General features: G+C 70.6%; 19 protein-coding genes and 1 pseudogene. 10 read left to right on the forward strand and 10 right to left on the reverse strand.

Annotation, left to right across the window (positions count from 1 at the left end):
- Positions 1 to 14 precede the first annotated feature (14 nt).
- A complete protein-coding gene (locus OHU35_RS24505; protein ID WP_405506867.1) occupies positions 15 to 1,415 on the forward strand; it encodes a helix-turn-helix domain-containing protein in 1,401 nt (466 codons plus the stop codon).
- An 11-nt stretch (positions 1,416 to 1,426) separates the two neighbouring features.
- Here the strand turns inward: OHU35_RS24505 and OHU35_RS24510 are convergent.
- Positions 1,427 to 1,617 (reverse strand): annotated as a pseudogene (locus OHU35_RS24510) (hypothetical protein).
- Between the two features lie 77 nt (positions 1,618 to 1,694).
- On the opposite strand from OHU35_RS24510, the gene OHU35_RS24515 reads away from it, so the two are divergent.
- Both OHU35_RS24515 and OHU35_RS24520 read left to right on the forward strand, forming a co-directional pair.
- Positions 1,695 to 2,597 carry an SAM-dependent methyltransferase gene (locus OHU35_RS24515; protein ID WP_359887697.1) on the forward strand — a complete coding sequence of 301 codons (903 nt, stop codon included), beginning with the start codon at positions 1,695 to 1,697 and terminating at the stop codon, positions 2,595 to 2,597.
- 137 nt (positions 2,598 to 2,734) lie between these two features.
- Entirely contained in the window at positions 2,735 to 3,970 is a 1,236-nt protein-coding gene (locus tag OHU35_RS24520; RefSeq protein ID WP_189728294.1) for a PLP-dependent aminotransferase family protein, read from the forward strand.
- On the opposite strand, the gene OHU35_RS24525 is transcribed toward OHU35_RS24520, so the two are convergent.
- Entirely contained in the window at positions 3,933 to 4,718 is a 786-nt protein-coding gene (locus tag OHU35_RS24525) for a DUF4253 domain-containing protein (protein WP_405506868.1), read from the reverse strand. The genes OHU35_RS24520 and OHU35_RS24525 overlap by 38 nt on opposite strands.
- 79 nt (positions 4,719 to 4,797) lie before the next feature.
- On the opposite strand from OHU35_RS24525, the gene OHU35_RS24530 reads away from it, so the two are divergent.
- Positions 4,798 to 5,298 (forward strand): DinB family protein, encoded by a 501-nt coding sequence (locus tag OHU35_RS24530; protein ID WP_189728298.1) that lies wholly within the window; start codon positions 4,798 to 4,800, stop codon positions 5,296 to 5,298.
- A 356-nt stretch (positions 5,299 to 5,654) separates the two neighbouring features.
- Positions 5,655 to 6,038 (forward strand): peptidase inhibitor family I36 protein, encoded by a 384-nt coding sequence (locus tag OHU35_RS24535; protein WP_405506870.1) that lies wholly within the window; start codon positions 5,655 to 5,657, stop codon positions 6,036 to 6,038.
- 78 nt (positions 6,039 to 6,116) lie between these two features.
- On the opposite strand, the gene argS is transcribed toward OHU35_RS24535, so the two are convergent.
- Positions 6,117 to 7,871 (reverse strand): arginine--tRNA ligase, encoded by a 1,755-nt coding sequence (argS, locus tag OHU35_RS24540; protein WP_189728313.1) that lies wholly within the window; start codon positions 7,869 to 7,871, stop codon positions 6,117 to 6,119.
- 141 nt (positions 7,872 to 8,012) lie between these two features.
- Here argS and lysS point away from each other — a divergent pair, with 141 nt between their 5' ends.
- Positions 8,013 to 9,755, forward strand: a complete 1,743-nt coding sequence (gene lysS, locus OHU35_RS24545) for a lysine--tRNA ligase (RefSeq protein WP_359887680.1) — start codon at positions 8,013 to 8,015, stop codon at positions 9,753 to 9,755.
- Between the two features lie 44 nt (positions 9,756 to 9,799).
- On the opposite strand, the gene OHU35_RS24550 is transcribed toward lysS, so the two are convergent.
- The 3 genes from OHU35_RS24550 to OHU35_RS24560 form a co-directional block, all read right to left on the reverse strand.
- A complete protein-coding gene (locus tag OHU35_RS24550; RefSeq protein ID WP_405506873.1) occupies positions 9,800 to 11,059 on the reverse strand; it encodes a DUF2637 domain-containing protein in 1,260 nt (419 codons plus the stop codon).
- Positions 11,060 to 11,174: 115 nt separating this feature from the next.
- Positions 11,175 to 12,041 (reverse strand): DUF3558 family protein, encoded by an 867-nt coding sequence (locus tag OHU35_RS24555; RefSeq protein WP_405506875.1) that lies wholly within the window; start codon positions 12,039 to 12,041, stop codon positions 11,175 to 11,177.
- A 134-nt stretch (positions 12,042 to 12,175) separates the two neighbouring features.
- Positions 12,176 to 13,045 (reverse strand): DUF3558 domain-containing protein, encoded by an 870-nt coding sequence (locus OHU35_RS24560; protein ID WP_405506877.1) that lies wholly within the window; start codon positions 13,043 to 13,045, stop codon positions 12,176 to 12,178.
- Between the two features lie 171 nt (positions 13,046 to 13,216).
- Here OHU35_RS24560 and OHU35_RS24565 point away from each other — a divergent pair, with 171 nt between their 5' ends.
- On the forward strand, positions 13,217 to 14,410 hold the full coding sequence (locus OHU35_RS24565; protein ID WP_405506879.1) for an RtcB family protein: 1,194 nt from the start codon (positions 13,217 to 13,219) through the stop codon (positions 14,408 to 14,410).
- A 9-nt stretch (positions 14,411 to 14,419) separates the two neighbouring features.
- Here OHU35_RS24565 and OHU35_RS24570 read toward each other — a convergent pair whose 3' ends face one another.
- Both OHU35_RS24570 and OHU35_RS24575 read right to left on the reverse strand, forming a co-directional pair.
- The gene (locus OHU35_RS24570) at positions 14,420 to 15,169 is read right to left on the reverse strand and encodes a tyrosine-protein phosphatase (RefSeq protein ID WP_308400970.1); all 750 of its coding nucleotides are present in this window, start codon (positions 15,167 to 15,169) and stop codon (positions 14,420 to 14,422) included.
- Positions 15,170 to 15,241: 72 nt separating this feature from the next.
- Positions 15,242 to 16,018 (reverse strand): SDR family NAD(P)-dependent oxidoreductase, encoded by a 777-nt coding sequence (locus OHU35_RS24575; RefSeq protein WP_184591750.1) that lies wholly within the window; start codon positions 16,016 to 16,018, stop codon positions 15,242 to 15,244.
- A 138-nt stretch (positions 16,019 to 16,156) separates the two neighbouring features.
- On the opposite strand from OHU35_RS24575, the gene OHU35_RS24580 reads away from it, so the two are divergent.
- Positions 16,157 to 16,594 (forward strand): ester cyclase, encoded by a 438-nt coding sequence (locus tag OHU35_RS24580; RefSeq protein ID WP_189728325.1) that lies wholly within the window; start codon positions 16,157 to 16,159, stop codon positions 16,592 to 16,594.
- A gap of 20 nt (positions 16,595 to 16,614) precedes the next feature.
- Here OHU35_RS24580 and OHU35_RS24585 read toward each other — a convergent pair whose 3' ends face one another.
- Together OHU35_RS24585 and OHU35_RS24590 are read right to left on the reverse strand one after the other, a co-directional pair.
- Complete coding sequence (locus tag OHU35_RS24585) at positions 16,615 to 16,950, reverse strand: YnfA family protein (RefSeq protein ID WP_189728327.1); 336 nt, start codon at positions 16,948 to 16,950, stop codon at positions 16,615 to 16,617.
- 22 nt (positions 16,951 to 16,972) lie between these two features.
- Positions 16,973 to 17,806 (reverse strand): DUF6597 domain-containing transcriptional factor, encoded by an 834-nt coding sequence (locus OHU35_RS24590; protein WP_405506882.1) that lies wholly within the window; start codon positions 17,804 to 17,806, stop codon positions 16,973 to 16,975.
- 62 nt (positions 17,807 to 17,868) lie between these two features.
- Between OHU35_RS24590 and OHU35_RS24595 the strand changes: the two genes are divergently transcribed.
- Both OHU35_RS24595 and OHU35_RS24600 read left to right on the forward strand, forming a co-directional pair.
- On the forward strand, positions 17,869 to 18,501 hold the full coding sequence (locus OHU35_RS24595) for a TIGR03086 family metal-binding protein (RefSeq protein ID WP_405506884.1): 633 nt from the start codon (positions 17,869 to 17,871) through the stop codon (positions 18,499 to 18,501).
- Between the two features lie 22 nt (positions 18,502 to 18,523).
- Positions 18,524 to 19,600 carry an LLM class flavin-dependent oxidoreductase gene (locus OHU35_RS24600; RefSeq protein WP_189728335.1) on the forward strand — a complete coding sequence of 359 codons (1,077 nt, stop codon included), beginning with the start codon at positions 18,524 to 18,526 and terminating at the stop codon, positions 19,598 to 19,600.
- Positions 19,601 to 19,686 lie beyond the last annotated feature (86 nt).

Consider the following 19,686-nt stretch of genomic DNA (forward strand, 5'->3'; position numbering starts at 1 on the left):
GGGTTGGAGGAAGGGTGTCGGGAGGCACGGCCGCGGCGGAGTTCGCCGCGCTGCTGGGGGAGTTGAAGGAGCGTTCCGGGCTGAGCTACGGGGTGCTCGCCAAGCGGCTCCACATGAGTACGTCGACGCTGCACCGGTACTGCAACGGGGATGCCGTGCCCGCTGATTACGCGCCGGTGGAGAGGCTCGCCCGGCTGTGCAAGGCGTCGCCCGGGGAGCTTGTCGAGCTGCATCGGCGGTGGGTGCTGGCGGATGCCGGGCGGGGGCGCAAGGGGGGTGGGGGTTCCTCCGAGCCTGTGGTGGCAGGGGCAGTGGCTCCGGTTGCCGACGGGCCGGCTTCGGTCGCCGAGGCTCCGGCTTCGGGTGCCGATGCGCCGGATGCGGAGGCGGTGCCCGCGGAGGAGGCTTCTTCGGGAGCGGGCCTTCCCGGAGCGGGCCTTCCGGGGGAGTCGGAAGAGGGCGCTAAAGAGGAGCGCCGGTCACGACGTCCTCGGCCCGCACTCCTCGCCGGTATCGCCGTGGCCGTCGTCCTCGGTGGGGTCGGGCTCGCCGTGGCCGTTCCCTCCGGCGGGGCGGACGACGACGGGCGCCGGGGTGCGGCCGCGGTGTCCGACGGTGGACCGACACCGGACGGCGGCACGGGCGGCTCGGCGTCGCCCTCGGGCAGTTCCTCCGCCGGCACCGGCAAGGACAAGAGCAAGAGCGAGGGGAAGGAGTCCGCCGCCGCGACCCCTGCCTCGCGCGCCCCCGCCGCCGGCGGCGACAGCGACCGGCCCGGTCGTACCAGCGCCCCCGCCGCCGGCTCGGTCCCCCTCACCGTGAACACCACTCCGCACGCCTGGGAAAGCCCCTGTTCCCAGCGCTACTTGGTGAACCGTCCGCCGGGGCAGGTCGGGCCGCCGCCGCTGGAGCAGGACGCGCCCGCCTGGGTGGCGGCGAACGGGGCCGTTCCGTCGGGGCAGCAGTTCCTGAAGCTCACCGTGCAGGGCACCGGCAAGGAGACGGTGGTCGTCGACGGGCTGACGGTCCGTATGGCCGGCAAGCGGACGCCGCTCGCCTGGAACGACTACGCCATGGGCTACCCGGGCGTCGGCTGCGGCGGTGGCGTCCCGACGCGCTTCTTCACGGTCGCCCTCGATGCCGCGCGACCCTCCGTCGTCCCCGAGGCGGGCCATGACGACTTCCCGTTCTCGGTGAGCCAGTCCGACCCGGAGGTCTACTACATCCGGGCCGACGCCTCCGCCTACGACGTCAGCTGGTACCTGGAGCTGAGCTGGTCCAGCGGCAGCCGGCACGGCACGCTGACGGTGGACGACAAGGGCCGGCCCTTCCGTACGAGCGGGAACAACGGGCGCCCGGCGTACGAGTTCCCACTGGGCGGTGACAAGTGGGTCGAGGCCGGGACCACTGAGTGACCGACTGATGCTCAGTGGAACTCGTCGAGTTCCTCGGCCGGGACCCACAGTTCGAGGATCGTCCGCCCGCCCGCCTGCTGGACCGGGTAGCGGCTCAGGAACTCGGAGTCGACCTCGAACCGGGAACCAAGTCCAGTTCCTTGGGGCCGGTGGGACGCCACAGGGTCGTCGTCGCTCGCTCGCCGGTCTGCACGGGCACCATCAAATCACTTGAGGCGTTAGGTTGTTGACCGTCGTAGTGGTTGCTGATTGAACCACCTACTCTTCAGGGAGACGTCCATGTCCGGTGACGCGCTCAGCCAGGATCCCGCCGAGCTGCAGAGGAGGATCGACAGCGGCAAGGCGCACCCGGCGCGGGTCTACGACGTCTTCCTCGGAGGCAAGGACCACTACCCCGCCGACCGGGACGCGGCCGCCGCCGCGCTCACCGCCAACCCGCGCGGGTACCTCGACGTCCGGCACAACCGCGACTTCCTGCGCCGCGCGGTGACCACGCTGGTGGAGCAGGACGGCATCCGGCAGTTCCTCGACATCGGCACGGGGCTGCCGACCGCCGAGAACGTGCACCAGATCGCGCAGCGCGTCGCCCCCGAGTCGCGGGTCGTGTACGTCGACAACGACCCGGTCGTGCTCGCGCATGCGCGGGCCCTGCTGACCAGTGGGCCCGAGGGCCGTACGGACTACATCGACGCCGATCTGCGGGACCCGGCCCGCATCCTCGAACAGGCCGCCAAGACACTGGACTTCGACCAGCCGGTCGCGCTGTGCCTGGTCGCGATCCTGCACTTCGTCGAGGACGGCGAGGCGTATCCGCTGGTGCGCGAGCTGCTCGACGCGCTGCCCGTCGGCAGCCGGCTGGTGCTCAGCCACCTCACCGAGGACCTCAACCCCGAGAACATCCGCGCGGTCCAGCGGACGTACACCGAGCGGGGGTTCACCTTCGTGCTGCGGTCCCGGGCGGATGTCGAGCGGTTCTTCACGGAGAACTTCCTGGAGATCGCCGACCCGGGCGTCGTCCCGGCGCACCGGTGGCGGCCCGACCACGCGGCTCCCGTCCCCGAGCAGCCGGAGGAGTCCTTCCTCGCCGGTCTCGACGACATCGAGAGGGTCCGCTACCGCGACATCAACGACGTCACGGACGCGGACATCAACGTGTACGCGGGGATCGGGGCCAAGGGCTGAGCGGCAGACCGGCCGCTCCCGGGCCGAGCAGCGGACCGGCTGCTCCCGTGTCCGGATCCCGGAAACCTTCTTGTAGACAGCACGTATTTCCCTAGGCTGCGGGCACGAGGCGTCACCGCAGCCGAAGGAGCCGTGTCATGACCGTCGCCGACCACGCGCCCACCCGCTCTCCCGTGCCGCCGCTCGCCGCGCGGGCCCGGTCCGTCGGCGGCTCCCCCGTACGGGACATCCTGGCGGTCACCGCCCGCCCTGAGGTGATCAACTTCGCGGGCGGGCTGCCGGCGCCGGAGCTGTTCGACGCGGCGGGCATCGCGGCCGCGTACCGGGCGGTGCTCGCCGAGGTGCCCCAGCGGGCGTTGCAGTACTCCACGACCGAGGGCGAGCCCGTGCTGCGGGCCGCGCTCGCCGCCCGGACCAGCGCGCGCGGCCTGCCGACCGGCGCCGAGGACCTGCTCATCACCACCGGCTCCCAGCAGGCCCTCTCGCTCCTGGCCACCGCGCTGCTCGAACCGGGGGACACCGTCCTCGTCGAGAACCCCTGCTATCTGGCGGCACTTCAGGCCTTCGGCTTCGCCGGAGCGCGGGTCGTGGCCGTGCCCGGGGACGAGCACGGCGTCGATCCCGAGGCGCTGGAGGATCTGGTGGTGCGCGAGCGGCCCAAGCTGCTGTACACCGTGCCCACCTTCCAGAACCCCACCGGACGTACGCTGCCCGCCGAGCGACGCGCCGCCGTGGCCGCCGTCGCCGCGCGGCGCGGGCTGTGGATCGTCGAGGACGACCCCTACGGCGAGCTTCGCTACGAGGGCGAACGCGTGCCCTGGATCGCCTCCCACCCGGGGGCCGAGGACCGTACGGTGCTGCTCGGCAGCTTCTCCAAGGTCATGGCGCCCGGAATGCGGCTGGGCTGGCTGCGCGCGCCCGGTGAGCTGCTGCGCGCCTGTGCCGTCGCCAAGCAGGCCGCCGACCTGCACACCCCGACCGTCAACCAACTCGCCGCGGCCCGGTACCTGGCGGACAACGACCTGGACGCCCATGTCACGCGTGTCGCCGGCGTGTACGGCGAACGCCGGGACGCCATGCTCGCGGGGCTGGCCGGAGCGCTGCCCGAGGGGTCGGTCTGGAACCGGCCCGAGGGCGGCATGTTCCTGTGGGCGCGCCTGCCGGAGCCGTACGACACGACGGCCCTGCTGCCGCAGGTGGTGCGCCACGACGTGGCGTATGTCCCCGGCGCCCCCTTCTACGCCGGCGACCCCGACCGCACGACCCTGCGGCTGTGCTTCGTGACGCAGACGCCGGAGGAGATCGGGGAGGGGCTGCGGAGGCTGGGGGAGGGGCTCAGTCCCACCAGAAGTGCCAGGTCGGCTGATCGATGACCTGGCGCTCGGCGTAGGCCCGCAGGGTGGGGTCGGTGCTCTGCCAGATGTTGTCCGGGCAGAACGCGAAGTGCTCGGCGGCGACGGCTTCCGCCTCCGCGAGGGTGGCGGGCGGGGCGGCGACCGACACCAGCAGATGGTCGAAGCCGAGGGCCACCACCCTTATGCCGAAGCGGTCCTCCCAGGAGCGCAGCACCGCGCTGAGGCGGGCCGTGTCGCCCTCGTGGTTCGCCGGGCCCGTCCAGCCGATCGCCGTCGGGATGTCGGCGCTGCGGCGGGCCGGGACCAGGGCGAGGCGGGGGTCCTTGAGCGGACCGCCGTCCTCGAGCAGCGAGTCCGCGATGTCCGCGGCGACCGCGTCCGGGTCCTGAACCCGGGCGGCCGGCGTGGCCGGCCCGGGCCAGGTGCCGCCCTCCGCCGCGCACTCCTCCCAGTACTCCGCCAGCACCTCCTCGGCGTCGTGATCGCCGGGGTAGGACACCTCGCCGGGCATCAACTCCCAGCTGTCCGGCCCGCCATGCCCGTCCCCCACATCGAGCACGACCGGCAGCAGCCCGACCCGCCGCGTCGGCTCCAGCGCCGTCCAGCCACCCGGCTCGGCCCGCTCCTGCGCGCACCACAGCAACGGCTCGTGCCAGGGGCCCTCGTCGGTGCTGTCGAGCAGTGTCCCGGCGGGGAGCCGGAATCCCAGCGCGCGGCCGCTCGGGTCTGCCGCCAGGGTCGGGAGCGGGTTCGGAAGTGTCGCCATGTGGTGACTGTAAATCCGACCACTGACAAGGGGACATCAGCGGACGCGAGCTGACCTAATTGCTCCGTACGGTCCTTCCATGACCACTTCCTCGGAGAAGACCGACCTGTCGTACGCGCTCGCCGAGCAGCGGGAACTGCTGCTGATCACCGTGCGCGGACTCGACGACGAGCGGGCCGCCCGGCGTACGACCGTGAGTGAGCTGACCCTGGGCGGGATCGTGAAGCATCTCGCTCAGGGGGAGGCGGCGTGGACCCGGGTCATGGTCAAGGGCGACGGTGAACTGCCGGACGGCATGCTCGACATGGGGCAGTACCGCATGGCCGAGGGCGACACGCTCGACGGGCTGCTGGAGGCGTACACGGCGGCCGCGCGGGCGACCGACGAGGCCCTGGCGGGGCTGCCGGATCTGGACCGCGGTGTGCCCCTGCCGATGACTCCCTGGTCGCCGCCGGAGCGCGAGTACTGGTCGGCGCGCCGGATCCTGCTGCATCTGATCCGGGAGACGGCCCAGCACGCCGGGCACGCGGACATCATCCGGGAGGCACTGGACGGCGCGAACAGTACGGCTCAGCGTTGAGACGGAGACGGTGACACCTCAGACGCGGGCCTCGAAGCATTCGCGGCTGCCTCCCGTCACCGGGCGGAAGCAGGCCCGCACGGTCGTGCCGCGCTCGCCGCATTCTGCATCAGCATCCACGCGGTGCCCCCTACCTCGGTTCCGATCCCCCCGCCGCCCCCTACCGATTCGGCCACCGCACGCCGCGAGCGTCCCGCCGTACCGTCCCGGCGGCTGGTGTCCATGCAGGTCAGAGCGGGGGACGTCCCGTGAGTACGTCACTTCTGCGGCGACTGTGGTGGATCCCCGTCCCTGGCCCGCAGTCTCGTTGTCGAGCCGGCCGGTGCGGTCGGCCCACCACGAAGGGGGCAAGCAACATGCGTATGACCAGGAAGCTCGCCGTCATGGCCGGGGGGATCGCGCTGACGGGTGGTCTGCTGGCCGGCAACGCGGGTACGGCCGGCGCGGCGGAGGCCTCGCCGCAGGCGGCGTCGGACTGTCCGTCGGGCTGGTTCTGCGTGTGGGCCGGGCAGAACTACACCGGGCGCATGCAGAAGGTCGCCGGGACCAACAAGGACCTGACCCAGTACGCCGTGTTCCAGAGCTTCAAGTCCTGGTACAACCACGGCGCGTCCTGCGACTTCAAGTGGTTCTCGGCGAAGAACCACGGCGGGTCCAGCGGGGTCATCCCGAGGGGATACAAGACGACCGACAGCGCGAGCCACTACATGAAGTCCAACACGTGGGTCAACTGCAGCTGACCAGCGGCACCCCACAACGCCCGAGGGCGGCACTCCACGGGGGAGTGCCGCCCTCGGCCTGTCGTGCAGGGGCCGGGTTCAGAGCCGCTCGGGCGTCCGGATGCCCAGCAGGCCCATGCCCTGGTGGAGGGTGCGGGCCGTGATGTCGCAGAGGAACAGGCGGTTCTCGATCTGCTCGGGCGTCTCGGCCTTGAGGACCGGGCACTTGTCGTAGAACGTCGTGTACAGGGACGCCAGCTGGTACAGGTACGCGGCCAGCTTGTGCGGGGCGTACTCCGCGGCGGCTTCGAAGACCGTGTCGCCGAACGCGTCCAGGTGCAGACCGAGCGCCCGCTCCGCCGGGGCGAGTTCGAGCTCCGGGTGCGCGACCGGCTTCGTCTCACCGGCCTTGCGCAGGATCGACTGGATCCGGGCGTACGCGTACTGGAGGTAGACGGACGTGTCGCCGTTCAGCGACACCATCTGGTCCAGGTCGAACTTGTAGTCCCGGTTCGGCGACGTCGACAGGTCGGCGTACTTCACGGCACCGATGCCGACCTGTGCGGCCCGCTCCTGGATCTCGTCCTCGGTGAGGTCCTGTGCCTTCTCCCGCACGACCTCGGCGGCCCGCTGCACCGCCTCGTCCAGTAGGTCCTCCAGCCGTACGGTCTCGCCCTCACGCGTCTTGAACGGCTTGCCGTCCGCCCCGAGCACCGTGCCGTAGCCCATGTTGTGCGCGGTGACGCCGTCGCTCAGCCAGCCTGCCCGGCGAGCCGTCTCGAAGACCATCTTGAAGTGCAGCGACTGACGGACGTCCACGACGTAGAGCAGGGACGCGGCGTGCAGGTCCTGGACGCGGTTGCGGATCGCCGTCAGGTCGGAGGCCGCGTAGCCGAAGCCGCCGTCGGCCTTCTGCACGATCAGCGGGACCGGCTGGTCGTCCTTGCCTCGGATCTCGTCGAAGAACACCACGAGCGCGCCCTCGGAGCGCACCGCGACACCCATCTCCTCCAGGAGGCGGGCGGTCTCGGGCATGCCCTCGTTGTAGGCGGACTCGCCGACGATCTCCTCGTCGCGGATCTCCATGTCGAGCTTCTCGAAGACGGAGTAGAAGTAGACCTTCGACTCGTCCACGAACTGCTGCCACAGCTCGAGCGTCTCCTTGTCACCGGACTGCAGGGCGACGACCCGCTTGCGGGCCCGCTCCTTGAACTCCTCGTCCGCGTCGAAGAGCGCACGCGACGCCTTGTACACCCGGTTCAGGTTGCTCATCGCCTGCTCGCCGTCGACGTCGGCCGCGGGGGCCAGCTCGCCGGGGTGCTCGAACAGGTACTGGATGAGCATGCCGAACTGGGTGCCCCAGTCGCCGATGTGGTGCCGGCCGATCGTCTTCTCGCCGGTGAAGTCGAGCATGCCGCGCAGGGCGTCGCCGATGACCGCCGACCGCAGGTGACCGACGTGCATCTCCTTCGCCACGTTCGGCTGGGCGTAGTCGACGACCGTGATGCCCGCGTTCTCCTTCAGCGGCACGCCGAGACGCTCGCCGTCCGCGTGCCGCGCGGCGAGGTTCTCGGCGATCGCCCGGTCGGCGATCGTGATGTTGAGGAAGCCGGGGCCGGAGACCTCGACGTCCTTGATCACGTCACCGGTGACGATGTTGCCGACGACCTCCGTCGCCAGTTCCCGGGGGTTCGACTTGGCCTTCTTGGCGAGGGCCAGGATCCCGTTGGCCTGGAAGTCGGCCCGGTCGCTACGTCGCAGCAGCGGGTCGGCGTCGGCCTCCGGCCGGGTGGCCGACAGGGCGTTCGCGAGACGCTGCTGGACTTGATCGGTGAGCGACGTGACCGAGGTCATGGGATGGATGCCGTTCTCCTCGTGGATCGATAGACACGCTCAGTATCCCACGGGGGGTAAAGCGGTTTTCCCGGGCGCTGTGCCGTCTGGGAGAATGGGCCCCGGCCGTTGACCGTACGGCTGCCCTGGAGAAAGAAGGACGTGCCGATCGTGGCTCAGAGCACCGAGACCACCGACTGGGTCTCCCGTTTCGCGGATGAGGTCATCGAGGAGTCGGAGCGTCGGGCCCCGGGCAAACCCGTCGTCGTCGCGTCCGGACTCTCACCGTCCGGCCCCATCCACCTCGGGAACCTGCGCGAGGTCATGACCCCGCATCTCGTCGCCGACGAGATCCGCCGCCGGGGCCACCAGGTGCGGCATCTGATCTCGTGGGACGACTACGACCGGTACCGCAAGGTGCCGGCCGGTATCGCGGGCGTCGACGAGTCGTGGGCCGAGCACATTGGCAAGCCGCTGACGTCCGTCCCGGCGCCGGAGGGCTCCTCGTACGCGAACTGGGCCGAGCACTTCAAGGCCGCGATGGTCGAGTCGCTGGCCGAGCTGGGCGTGGAGTTCGACGGGATCAGCCAGACCGCGCAGTACACGTCCGGCGTGTACCGCGAGCAGATCCTGCACGCCATCAAGCACCGCGGCGACATCGACGCGATCCTCGGCCAGTACCGGACGAAGAAGGCCCCGGCCAAGAAGCAGCAGCAGAAGCCGGTCGACGAGGCCGAGCTGGAGGCCGCCGAGGGCTCCGGCGCGGCCGGTGAGGACGACGGCAGCTCCGGCACCGCCGGCTACTTCCCGTACAAGCCGTACTGCGGCAACTGCGAGAAGGACCTCACCACCGTCACGTCCTACGACGACGACTCCACCGAGCTGACGTACGCCTGCACCGCGTGCGGCTTCTCGGAGACGGTCCGGCTGAACGAGTTCAACCGCGGCAAGCTCGTCTGGAAGGTCGACTGGCCGATGCGGTGGGCGTACGAGGGGGTCGTGTTCGAGCCGAGTGGTGTCGATCATTCGTCTCCCGGGTCGTCGTTCCAGGTCGGCGGGCAGATCGTCGGGATCTTCGGCGGGCAGCAGCCCATCGGGCCGATGTACGCCTTCGTGGGCATCAGCGGGATGGCGAAGATGTCGTCCTCGCGCGGCGGCGTGCCGACCCCGGCGGACGCCCTGAAGATCATGGAACCGCAGCTGCTGCGCTGGCTGTACGCGCGGCGCCGGCCCAACCAGTCCTTCAAGGTCGCCTTCGACCAGGAGATCCAGCGGCTGTACGACGAGTGGGACCGGCTGGACGCCAAGGTCGCCGACGGCAGCGTCCTGCCGGCCGACGCCGCCGCGCACGCGCGTGCGGTGGGTACGGCCGCCGGTGAGCTGCCGCGGACGGTCCGGCCGATGCCGTACCGGACGCTGGCGTCCGTCGCGGACATCACCGCCGGGCACGCGGACCAGGCGCTGCGCATCCTCAGCGAGCTGGACCCGGAGCAGCCGCTGACCTCGCTCGACGAGGCGCGGCCGCGGTACGACAAGGCCGAGGCCTGGATCAACACGCACGTACCCGCCGACCAGCGGACGATCGTGCGGGAAGAGCCCGACGCCGAGCTGCTGAAGTCGCTCGACGAGGCGTCCCAGCAGTCGTTGCGGCTGCTGCTCGACGGGCTCGCCGGGCACTGGTCGCTCGACGGGCTGACGCACCTGGTGTACGGCGTGCCGAAGGTGCAGGCCGGGTTCTCCGCCGACGCGACGCCGAAGGAACTGCCGCCGGAGATCAAGACGGCTCAGCGGTCGTTCTTCGCGCTGCTGTACCACCTGCTGGTCGGGCGGGACACCGGGCCGCGGCTGCCCACGCTGCTGCTGGCGGTGGGGCAGGAGCGGGTCCGGGCGCTGCTCGGGGAGTAGTCGCCATCGCATGACGAAGGGGCCCTGGTGTCAGGGCCCCTTCGTCATGCGATGTGCTCTTCTTCCATTTCCTGGTAGTGGCGGCTGCTGAAGCGGTCGACCATGCGCTTGGCCTCCGTGGTGTCCAGGCGGATGCCGTACTCCGCCTCCACGTTGTCGAGGAGCTGGTTGGGTGTCGGGTAGCTGCCGTTGATCGACTGCTTGAAGACCTGGTAGTACGACTCCTCGTCCGGTTCGGCGACGGGCGGGGTGCCGCCGCCCTCGCCGAGTTCGCGGGTGCGGTTCGGGCCGACCGGGATGGGGAAGCTGCCGGTGTCTTCCGGGGTGAGGTCCTGCTCGTACTGCGTTTGGTACTGCTCGGCCTCTTGTTGTTCCGCGATCCACTCGGCGTACTGATCGGGGTTGTAGGCCGGGTCGTAACCGCCCTGGTATTCGACTTCCCGCTGGGTGTTGAACCAAGGGCTCTGATCCGGCTCGGGGTCGTAGTCCAGGTGCTCGGCGTCGGGGCCGCGGTCGAGCTCCAGGCGCTGCTCGCTGTGAGGTGCCGCTCTCCGTGGGACGGGTGCCGCCCCGGCGGCACGATCGCCCGCAGCTGGGCCTGTGCCGAGCTCCGGCTGCGGTGCCGGCGGGATCAGCGCAGGCTCTATCCCCGCCGCCGCCAGGCCCGCCGGGGCCGTCTCCGCCAGCGGTACCCCGTAGCGCGCCAGCCTCAGCGGCATCAGGGACTCCACGGGAGCCTTGCGGCGCCAGCTACGGCCGAAGCGGGAACGCAGCCGCGCCTGGTAGACGAGACGTTCCTGCTCCAGCTTGATGACCTGTTCGTAGGAGCGGAGCTCCCAGAGCTTCATGCGGCGCCAGAGGAGGAACGTGGGGACGGGGGAGAGCATCCAGCGGGTGAGGCGGACGCCTTCCATGTGCTTGTCGGCCGTGATGTCGGCGATCCGGCCGATCGCGTGGCGGGCCGCCTCGACCGAGACCACGAACAGGATCGGGATCACCCCGTGCATGCCGACGCCGAGCGGATCCGGCCAGGCGGCCGCGCCGTTGAAGGCGATCGTCGCCGCTGTCAGGAGCCAGGCCGTCTGACGGAGCAGAGGGAAGGGGATCCTGATCCAGGTGAGGAGCAGGTCCAGGGCCAGCAGGACGCAGATGCCCGCGTCGATGCCGATCGGGAAGACGTAGGAGAAGTTCCCGAAGCCCTTCTTCAGGGCCAACTCGCGGACCGCCGCGTACGAACCGGCGAAGCCGATACCGGCGATCACCACGGCGCCGGCCACGACCACGCCGATGAGAACGCGGTGCATCCGAGTCAGTTGCAGTGGCGCGGCCACCCGTCTTCCCCTCCCCTTGCGAGTTGTTGCGCGCAACAGGGTGGCACATGTGTGCGGAGGACGGGTGGCCGGTTCCGGTCGGTGGTGTTCAGCTCTTCTTGGCGGGCGACTTCGAAGGCGACGCGGAGGAGTCCTTCGAAGCCTCCTTCGAGGGCTCCTTGGACGGGGACTTCGACGCCGGCTTCGACGGGTCGCCGCTCGCCTTGCCGCCGCCCGCGCCGTTCGCCTCGGACACCGCGGCCACCGCTTCCTTCGCGGCCTTCTTGGCGTCCTTCGCCAGGTCGTCGGCGCTCGGGGACTTGTCGCCGGCCAGACCCGCGCCGTTGTAGTCCAGCGTCACGACGACATTCTCGACGCGCGCCACGACCGTCTGCTGCTTGAAGGTGCCTTCCTTCTTCTTCAGGTCGTAGCGCACGGCCGTCGCCTGGTCGCCCGTGTCGGGCACCGGCTCCGACTTGACGCCCTTGGCGCCCTCGGCGGCCTGGACGTCCTGGATCTGCTTCTCGTAGTACTGCTGGGCCAGCTTCTCGCCCGAGCCGCGCGTGGCGTCCGACTCGAAGCGCAGCATCGACACGTTCAGCCAGCGGAACTGCGAGCCCTTCACGCCGTTGTTGTCGAGGCTGTTCCAGGAGCAGCTGCCGCGCGTGGAGATATCATCCGACTTGCCCTCCTTGCCGGACTTGCTCTCCGGAACGAGGTCCTTCAGCGTCTTCTTCGACAGCGCCTTGCAGGGCTCCGGAAGCTTGCCGTACGCCGCCGCCTCGACGGTCGGCGACGGGCTCGCGGACGCCGAGGCCGCCGCGTTGGCGGCCTTGTCCGTGCTGTCGCCGGAGCCGGAGTCCGAAGAGCAGCCGGCGGCGACCAGCATCACGGGGACGGCGGCCGCGCAGACAAGGACGCGGTGGAGTCGCTTCGCTCGCTGATCCTGCTGGTCTCGCTGTGCTCGTCGCTGCATGGTTCCTTCACTCATGACGCTCGTGGTTCCCTGCGGTCGGAACGGGGCCGAGTGGTCACCGTACGCGGTGAGGCGGTGGTGTGGTCTTCCTTCGCGTGCTTTGCGGGTGTGCGTGAAGGGGGCGTGAAGGGGCCTCAGTCGCTCAGCGAATCGGCCAGCTGGGAGGCCAGTTTCTGGGCCCTGTCCTGCAATTCCTTGCTGTCCGGGACGACGCCGACGGTGGCCGGCTGTTCGGCGTACTCGATGGTCACGATGACATTCGACGTGCGGAACGCCACAGTCACCGTCCGCTGCTTGGCCGTCGAACCGGAGCTGCTCAGCTCGTCGTCGATGAAGGCCTCGTCACCGAAATCCTCCAGCACGCGGGGCTGGAGTTCCGTCGGGGTGGCGGAGGCGGACGTCGACGGCGACGAGGAGCCGGAGGGGGAGGTGGGGGAGGTGGTCGAGCCGGGAGAGCCGCTCGGGGCGGCGGAGGCGCCGCCTGCCGGGGTGCTGCCCGCGGCGGGGGACTCCGTGGCGGCCGACTCGGTGGCGGCCGACTCGGTGGCCGTCGGCTCGGGGAGGTGGGCCGCGGCCTCCCGCTCCGCGAAGAGCTGCTCGGCCTGGTTGTCGTCGCTGACGGCGTTGTCGTAGGAGACGACCCGTTCGAAGTCGACGAGCAGATGGTCGCTGGCCTCCCGGCCGTCGACCTTCCACTGGCAGCCGACCTTGCGGTCGGTGTCGAACGTGACCGTCGGCTCGCCCTCGTAGGCCTTCTCGCGCTGCTCGCCGTCGGTGATCTGCCGGATGCCGGGCAGGAGTTCGTCGAGCATGCTCTGGCCGACCGCCGTGCAGGGCTCGGGGAGCGTGCGGTAGCGGCCCGGCTCGGCGGCGGCCGAAGCCGTGCCGGTGTCACCCGGGTTGGAGTCGTCCGTCGGGCCGCCGTCGCCCGAGCTGCCGGTGCAGCCGGCCAGCAGGGCCGCGAGGAGCGCGGCGATACCGGGTGCGTACGCCTTCCGTTGCACGTGGTGGCTCCTCTCGGGGCGGATATTGGCTTGCCGTCGCGGGGCAGCCGATGAACACAATGTGTATCGCACGCACTGCCGTGAACGCCGGTCCGGAATCCCTTTCGTAGACCTTGGCTCCGGTATTTGCTCTTGAAGACTTCTGTTCGCGTACGGGGGATTGAGGACGTTATGTCGTATGTAGAGGTACCTGGTGCGAAAGTACCGATCCGGATGTGGGCCGACCCGGCCTCGGTCGAGGGCGGCGCGCTCCAGCAGCTCCAGAACGTCGCCACGCTGCCGTGGATCAAGGGCCTGGCCGTCATGCCCGACGTGCACTACGGCAAGGGCGCGACGGTCGGTTCGGTCATCGCGATGCAGGGTGCGGTGTGCCCGGCGGCGGTGGGGGTCGACATCGGCTGCGGAATGTCGGCGGTGAAGACGTCCCTGACGGCGAACGACCTGCCCGGGGATCTGTCGCGGCTGCGGTCGCGGATCGAGCAGGTCATTCCGGTGGGGCGGGGGATGCATGACAGCGCCGTCGACCCGGGGCGGCTGCACGGGTTCGGTACGGCCGGGTGGGAGGACTTCTGGGGGCGGTTCGACGGGGTTGCGGAGGCGGTCAAGTTCCGTGCGGAGCGCGCCACCAAGCAGATGGGAACGCTCGGCGGCGGAAACCATTTCGTCGAAGTTTGCACGGATACGACCGGTTCTGTCTGGCTGATGCTGCACTCCGGTTCCCGCAACATCGGCAAGGAACTGGCCGAGCACCACATCGGCATCGCCCAGAAGCTCCCGCACAACCAGGGCCTGGTCGACCGCGACCTCGCCGTCTTCGTCGCGGACACCCCGCAGATGGCGGCGTACCGCAACGACCTGTTCTGGGCGCAGGAGTACGCGAAGTACAACCGCTCGATCATGATGGCGCTCCTGAAGGACGTGGTCCGCAAGGAGTTCAAGAGGGCGAAGCCGGCCTTCGAGCCGGAGATCAGCGCGCACCACAACTACGTGGCCGAGGAGCGCTACGACGGGATGGACCTGCTCGTGACCCGCAAGGGCGCGATCCGGGCCGGCTCCGGCGAGTACGGGATCATCCCCGGCTCCATGGGCACGGGTTCGTACATCGTGAAGGGCCTCGGCAACGACAAGTCCTTCAACTCGGCCTCGCACGGCGCCGGCCGGCGCATGAGCCGCAACGCGGCGAAGCGGCGCTTCTCGACGAAGGACCTGGAAGAGCAGACCCGGGGCGTGGAGTGTCGCAAGGACTCCGGCGTCGTGGACGAGATCCCGGGCGCCTACAAGCCCATCGAGCAGGTCATCGACCAGCAGCGGGACCTGGTGGAGGTCGTGGCGAAGCTGAAGCAGGTTGTTTGCGTGAAGGGCTGACGCGCCGGCTCACTCCACGAGGCCCTCCCGGAGGGTCGCCGAGAGGGCTGACGCGTCCAGCTCCAGGGCGTTGGTCACATAGCCGGCTGTCGAGCCGTAGCGGTTCGTCAGGTCCGTCAGGAACAGGTGCATGACCTCGGCGGGGGCGCGGCCGAACGACGGCCAGGTGGGGGAGCGGCCGTCGTTGCGGGATGTCCAGTCGGCGAGGAGGGCGGGGGCCGCCAGGTCCGTGAGGGCGAAGTCCTCGACGACGGTGGGTCGCGGGACGTCGAGGAGCTCCAGGACCAAGGCCGCGAGCAGGCCTGTGCGGTCCTTGCCCGAGGCGCAGTGGAAGACGAGCGGCTCGTCGGCCCGCGCCGCCTGTGTCACCAGTTCCAGGGCCCGACGGATTTCCTTGGTGCCGTCCTGCGCCACTTCCATGTAGCGCTCGGCCAGGTAGGGGCCGGGGGCGATGTCGGGGGTGAGGGCCGCCTGGTCGTAGGGGCGGTGCTCGATGCTGAGGTTGTGGTACGTGAAGGACGGGTGGTCCGGGATGCGGCCCCGTGAGTCGATTTCCCAGGGGTAGCGCAGGTCGACGACCGTGCGGATGCCGAGGGAGAGGAAGCGGGTCCAGTCGTCCGTGCCCGTGCTGAGCTTGCCCAGGGAGTCTGCGCGGTAGACGCGGGCCCGGCGGACGCGGTTGCCGTCTGCGGTGGTGCGGCCGCCCAGGTCACGGAAGTTGTGGAGGGCGTCGAAAGGTATGTGTCTGTCGATGTCCACGAGGGGTGACCCTATGGGCCACCCCGGCTCGGTGCCTGTGCTTTCACGGCTGTGGATGCGGCCCCGCCGGCGTCACAGCTCGCGGTGGACCTTCGTGTTCGAGGCCTGGGCGCGGGGGCGGAGGACCAGGAGGTCCACGTTGACGTGGCTGGGGCGGGTGATGGCCCAGGTGATGGTGTCGGCGACGTCGTCGGCCGTGAGGGGCTCGGCCACGCCCTCGTAGACCTTCTCGGCCTTTTCCGTGTCGCCGGAGAAGCGGGTCAGGGCGAACTCGTCCGTCTTGACCATGCCGGGGGCGATCTCGATGACGCGGACCGGCCGGCCGACGATCTCCAGGCGCAGAGTCTCGGCGAGGACGTGGGCGCCGTGCTTGGCGGCGACGTAGCCCGCGCCGCCCTCGTAGGTGCCGTGGCCCGCGGTGGAGGAGACGACCACGACCGTGCCGTCGCCGCTCGCGTCCAGCTTGGGCAGCAGGGCCTGGGTGAGGTGGAGCGTGCCGATGACGTTCGTCTCGTACATCTGGCGCCAGTCGGCCGGGTCACCGGTCGCGACCGGGTCGGCGCCGAGCGCGCCGCCGGCGTTGTTGACCAGGACGCCGATCGTCTTGAAGGCCGTGGCGAACTCGTCGACCGCCGCGCGGTCCGTGACGTCGAGGGCGTAGGCCGTGGCCTGGTGGCCCGCCTTGTTGATCTCCTCCGCCAGCGCCTCGATGCGGTCCTTGCGGCGCGCGGTGAGGACGACGCGGTAGCCCGCCGCGGCGAGCCGCCGGGCGGTGGCGGCGCCGATTCCGCTGCTCGCACCGGTGACGACGGCGATGCGGGAGGCTGCGGACGGGGCGGCGGTGGCCATGGGAGCTCCTCGGGCGTGGGTGCGGTGTACGGGGCCATCAGAAGGCCCTCAGGGCTTCCGGCCAGGATAGGCGGGGCCCGCGGTGGGAGAATGAGGGCGGGTGGTCCCCTGTTTTCCGGTCTTTCCTGGAGGTGGATCATGGGCGAGGCACGTGAGGTCATGGACCGGCTCACGGACGCGGTCACCACGCACGCCGATCTGAAGGTCATCGGCGAGCTGTACGCCGAGGACGCGGTCGCCTTCACCCCTGACGAGGGCGAGCTGCGCGGGCGCGACAACATCGTCGAGTACTGGCGGGCGATGACGGAGGCGGTCCCCGAGGCGACGTTCCAGCCGTTGCACTCCTACGAGGTCGGCGACACGGCCATCGACGAGGGGTTCTTCAGCGGGCGCAACACCGGGCCGCTGGAGCTGCCCAACGGCGAGACGCTCCCGCCGACGCAGAAGGAGATCAGGATCCGCGGGGTGGACATCGCCACCGTGCGGGACGGGCGGATCGTCGACTACCGGCTGTACTTCGACGAGATGGATTTCCTGGGGCAGTTGGGGTTGCTGCCGCCTGACGAGCCGTTCTGAGATCCCGGGCCGCGGGCCGGTCAGTTTCCTCGCGGGGCGTACATGATGACCGCCATGCCCGCGAGGCAGATCAGTGCGCCCGTGATGTCCCAGCGGTCCGGGCGGTAGCCGTCCGCGACCACGCCCCAGAGGATCGAACCGGCGACGAAGATCCCGCCGTAGGCGGCGAGCACGCGGCCGAAGTGGGCGTCGGGCTGGAACGTCGCGACGAAGCCGTACGCGCCGAGCGCGAGGACGCCGCCGGCCGCCCAGAGCCAGCCCCGGTTCTCGCGCACGCCCTGCCAGACCAGCCAGGCGCCGCCGATCTCGAACAGTGCGGCGACGACGAAGAGGGCGGCGGAGCGGAGGACGAACATGGTGGTCAGCTTCGCATGCTGCCTAGCGGCCGGCCCGGGTCTCCGCCGCGTAGGCAGTGGGAGGCACTCCCACCGTCGTCGTGAAGTCCCGTACGAGGTGGGCCTGGTCGGCGTAGCCGAGGTCGGCGGCGAGGGCGGCCCAGTCGACGTCGTCGCGGTGGCCGGCCTGTTCCAGGGCCTCGTGGATGCGGTAGCGGAGGATGACCCACTTGGGGCTGACGCCGACCTGGGTCGAGAAGAGCCGTTGCAGCGCCCGTACCGACAGGCCCCGGGCGTGGGCGAAGTCGCCGACGCGGCGTACGGTGCGGTCCGCGCGGATGCGGCGGACGAGGTCGATCGCGAGGTCCGCCTGCGGGTCCGGGGCGCAGGGCAGGGAGAGCAGGAAGGCGTCGAGGGCGGCGACCTGGGCGCGGTCGTCGGCGGGGGTGACGACCGCGTGGGCGGTGTCGGCGGTGACCTGCGGGAACACCTCTTGGGCGGGCAGCGTGCGCCCGGTCCAGCGGGAGACCGGCTCCTCGGGGGCGTACGGCCGGAAGCCGCCGGGGCGGAACTTCGCTCCGCAGACCCGGCCCCGCCCGGTCAGCTTCCTGGTGTAGAGGCCGAGCGCGACGCCGGTGACCTCGCCGTAGGGCGGGGCGTCCTCCTCGTCGGCCCCGTCCCACTGGAAGGTCAGGTTCACGGACGGATGCGGAACGATGTGGGAGGCGTAGGGCGCGGGCAGGTCCCAGTCGATGAGCCAGTACCACTCGACGTACCGGCGCAGCGGCTCGGCGGGCTCGTGGCGGCGGAATCGCACGCGGTTCAGCAGCCCGGACGGGTCGACGATCCCGCGGGTGTCGTGGCGGGGTGCCTCCATGGCCGGATCGTACGTCGCGTTTCTTCAAGATGGGCGGTCGTGGCTGTCCCTACGGTCGGAGCATGGACACGAACCCTGTGAGGACGTACCGCATCGCTGAGCTGCTGGGCATGGCGCGGGAGCGGGCGGTGCCGGTGGTGCGGGGCATTCCCGACGCGACGCTCGCCGCGCCCACGCCCTGTGCCGAGTACGACGTGCGGGCGCTGGTCGATCACCTCTTCCAGGTGATCGTGCAGTTCCAGCGGCTGGCCGCGAAGGAGGCGTCGGACTTCGGTGAGGCGCCCGACCCGGTCGCCGGGAGTCCCGAGTGGCGTGAGCGGTTCGCCCGGGAGGCGGACCGGCTGGTGGCGGCCTGGTCGGCGCCGGGTGCCGAGGAGGGCACGACGGGCGGGATGAACCTGCCGGCGCGGCTGGTCGGCTCGATGGCGCTGCTCGATCTGACGGTGCATGTGTGGGACCTGGCGCGGGCGACGGGCCAGGAGTACCCGGGTGCCGACGAGGCGGTCGTGGCGGAGCTGTCCGGCGCGGTGGACGAGCTGGCGCCGACGGCCAGGAAGATGGGGGTGTTCGGGGAGCCGGTGCCGGTGGCGGAGGGCGCGTCGGCCCTGGAGCGGCTGCTCGGGGGGACCGGCAGGGACCCCCACTGGAATGCCCCCGCGCCCGCTGTCGTTCCCCCGAGTACTGTTGAAGGGTAAACAACCTGGAGGGTGAGCGACCATGCAGTTCGGGATCTTCAGTGTCGGCGACGTCACGCCCGACCCGACCACGGGCCGGACACCGACCGAGCGCGAGCGGATCAAGGCCATGGTCGCCATCGCGCTCAAGGCCGAGGAGGCCGGGCTCGACGTCTTCGCGACCGGCGAGCACCACAACCCGCCCTTCGTGCCCTCCTCCCCGACCACGATGCTCGGCTACATCGCGGCCCGCACCGAGCGGCTGGTCCTCTCCACGGCCACCACCCTCATCACCACCAGCGACCCGGTGAAGATCGCCGAGGACTTCGCGATGCTCCAGCACCTGGCCGACGGCCGGGTGGATCTGATGCTGGGCCGCGGGAACACCGCGCCGGTCTACCCATGGTTCGGGCAGGACATCCGGCAGGGCATCCCGCTCGCCGTCGAGAACTACGCCCTGCTGCACCGCCTGTGGCGCGAGGAGGGCGTCGACTGGGAGGGGAAGTTCCGTACGCCGCTGCAGGGCTTCACGGCGACGCCCCGCCCGCTGGACGGCGTACCGCCGTTCGTCTGGCACGGGTCGATCCGCTCGCCGGAGATCGCCGAGCAGGCCGCGTTCTACGGCGACGGCTTCTTCCACAACAACATCTTCTGGCCGGCCGACCACACCCGGCGCATGGTCGAGCTGTACCGGGCCCGGTACGCCCACCACGGGCACGGCACGCCCGAGCAGGCGATCGTCGGGCTCGGCGGGCATGTGTTCATGCGGCGGAACTCGCAGGACGCCGTGCGCGAGTTCCGGCCGTACTTCGACGTCGCGCCGGTGTACGGGCACGGGCCGTCGCTGGAGGACTTCACGGAGCAGACGCCGCTGACCGTCGGCACCCCGCAGCAGGTCATCGAGAAGACGCTGGCCTTCCGGGAGTACGCGGGCGACTACCAGCGGCAGCTGTTCCTGGTCGACCACGCCGGGCTGCCGCTGAAGACCGTGCTGGAGCAGATCGACCTGCTGGGCGAGGAGGTCGTACCGGTGCTGCGCAAGGAGTTCGCCGTGGGCCGACCGGCGGACGTGCCGGAGGCGCCGACGCACGCGGCCCGGCTCGCGCGGGCCCAGGGGTGAGAGGACGGCAGGCCCCCCGGCCCGTGGTTGCGTGAGCCCTGGTGAGAGGCGAGTAAGAAGGACGCTCCGGCGCAGCGCATCCGGTC

Origin of the sequence: Streptomyces purpurascens (assembly GCF_045040895.1) — a bacterium.
GTDB classification, from domain to species: Bacteria; Actinomycetota; Actinomycetes; order Streptomycetales; family Streptomycetaceae; genus Streptomyces; species Streptomyces purpurascens.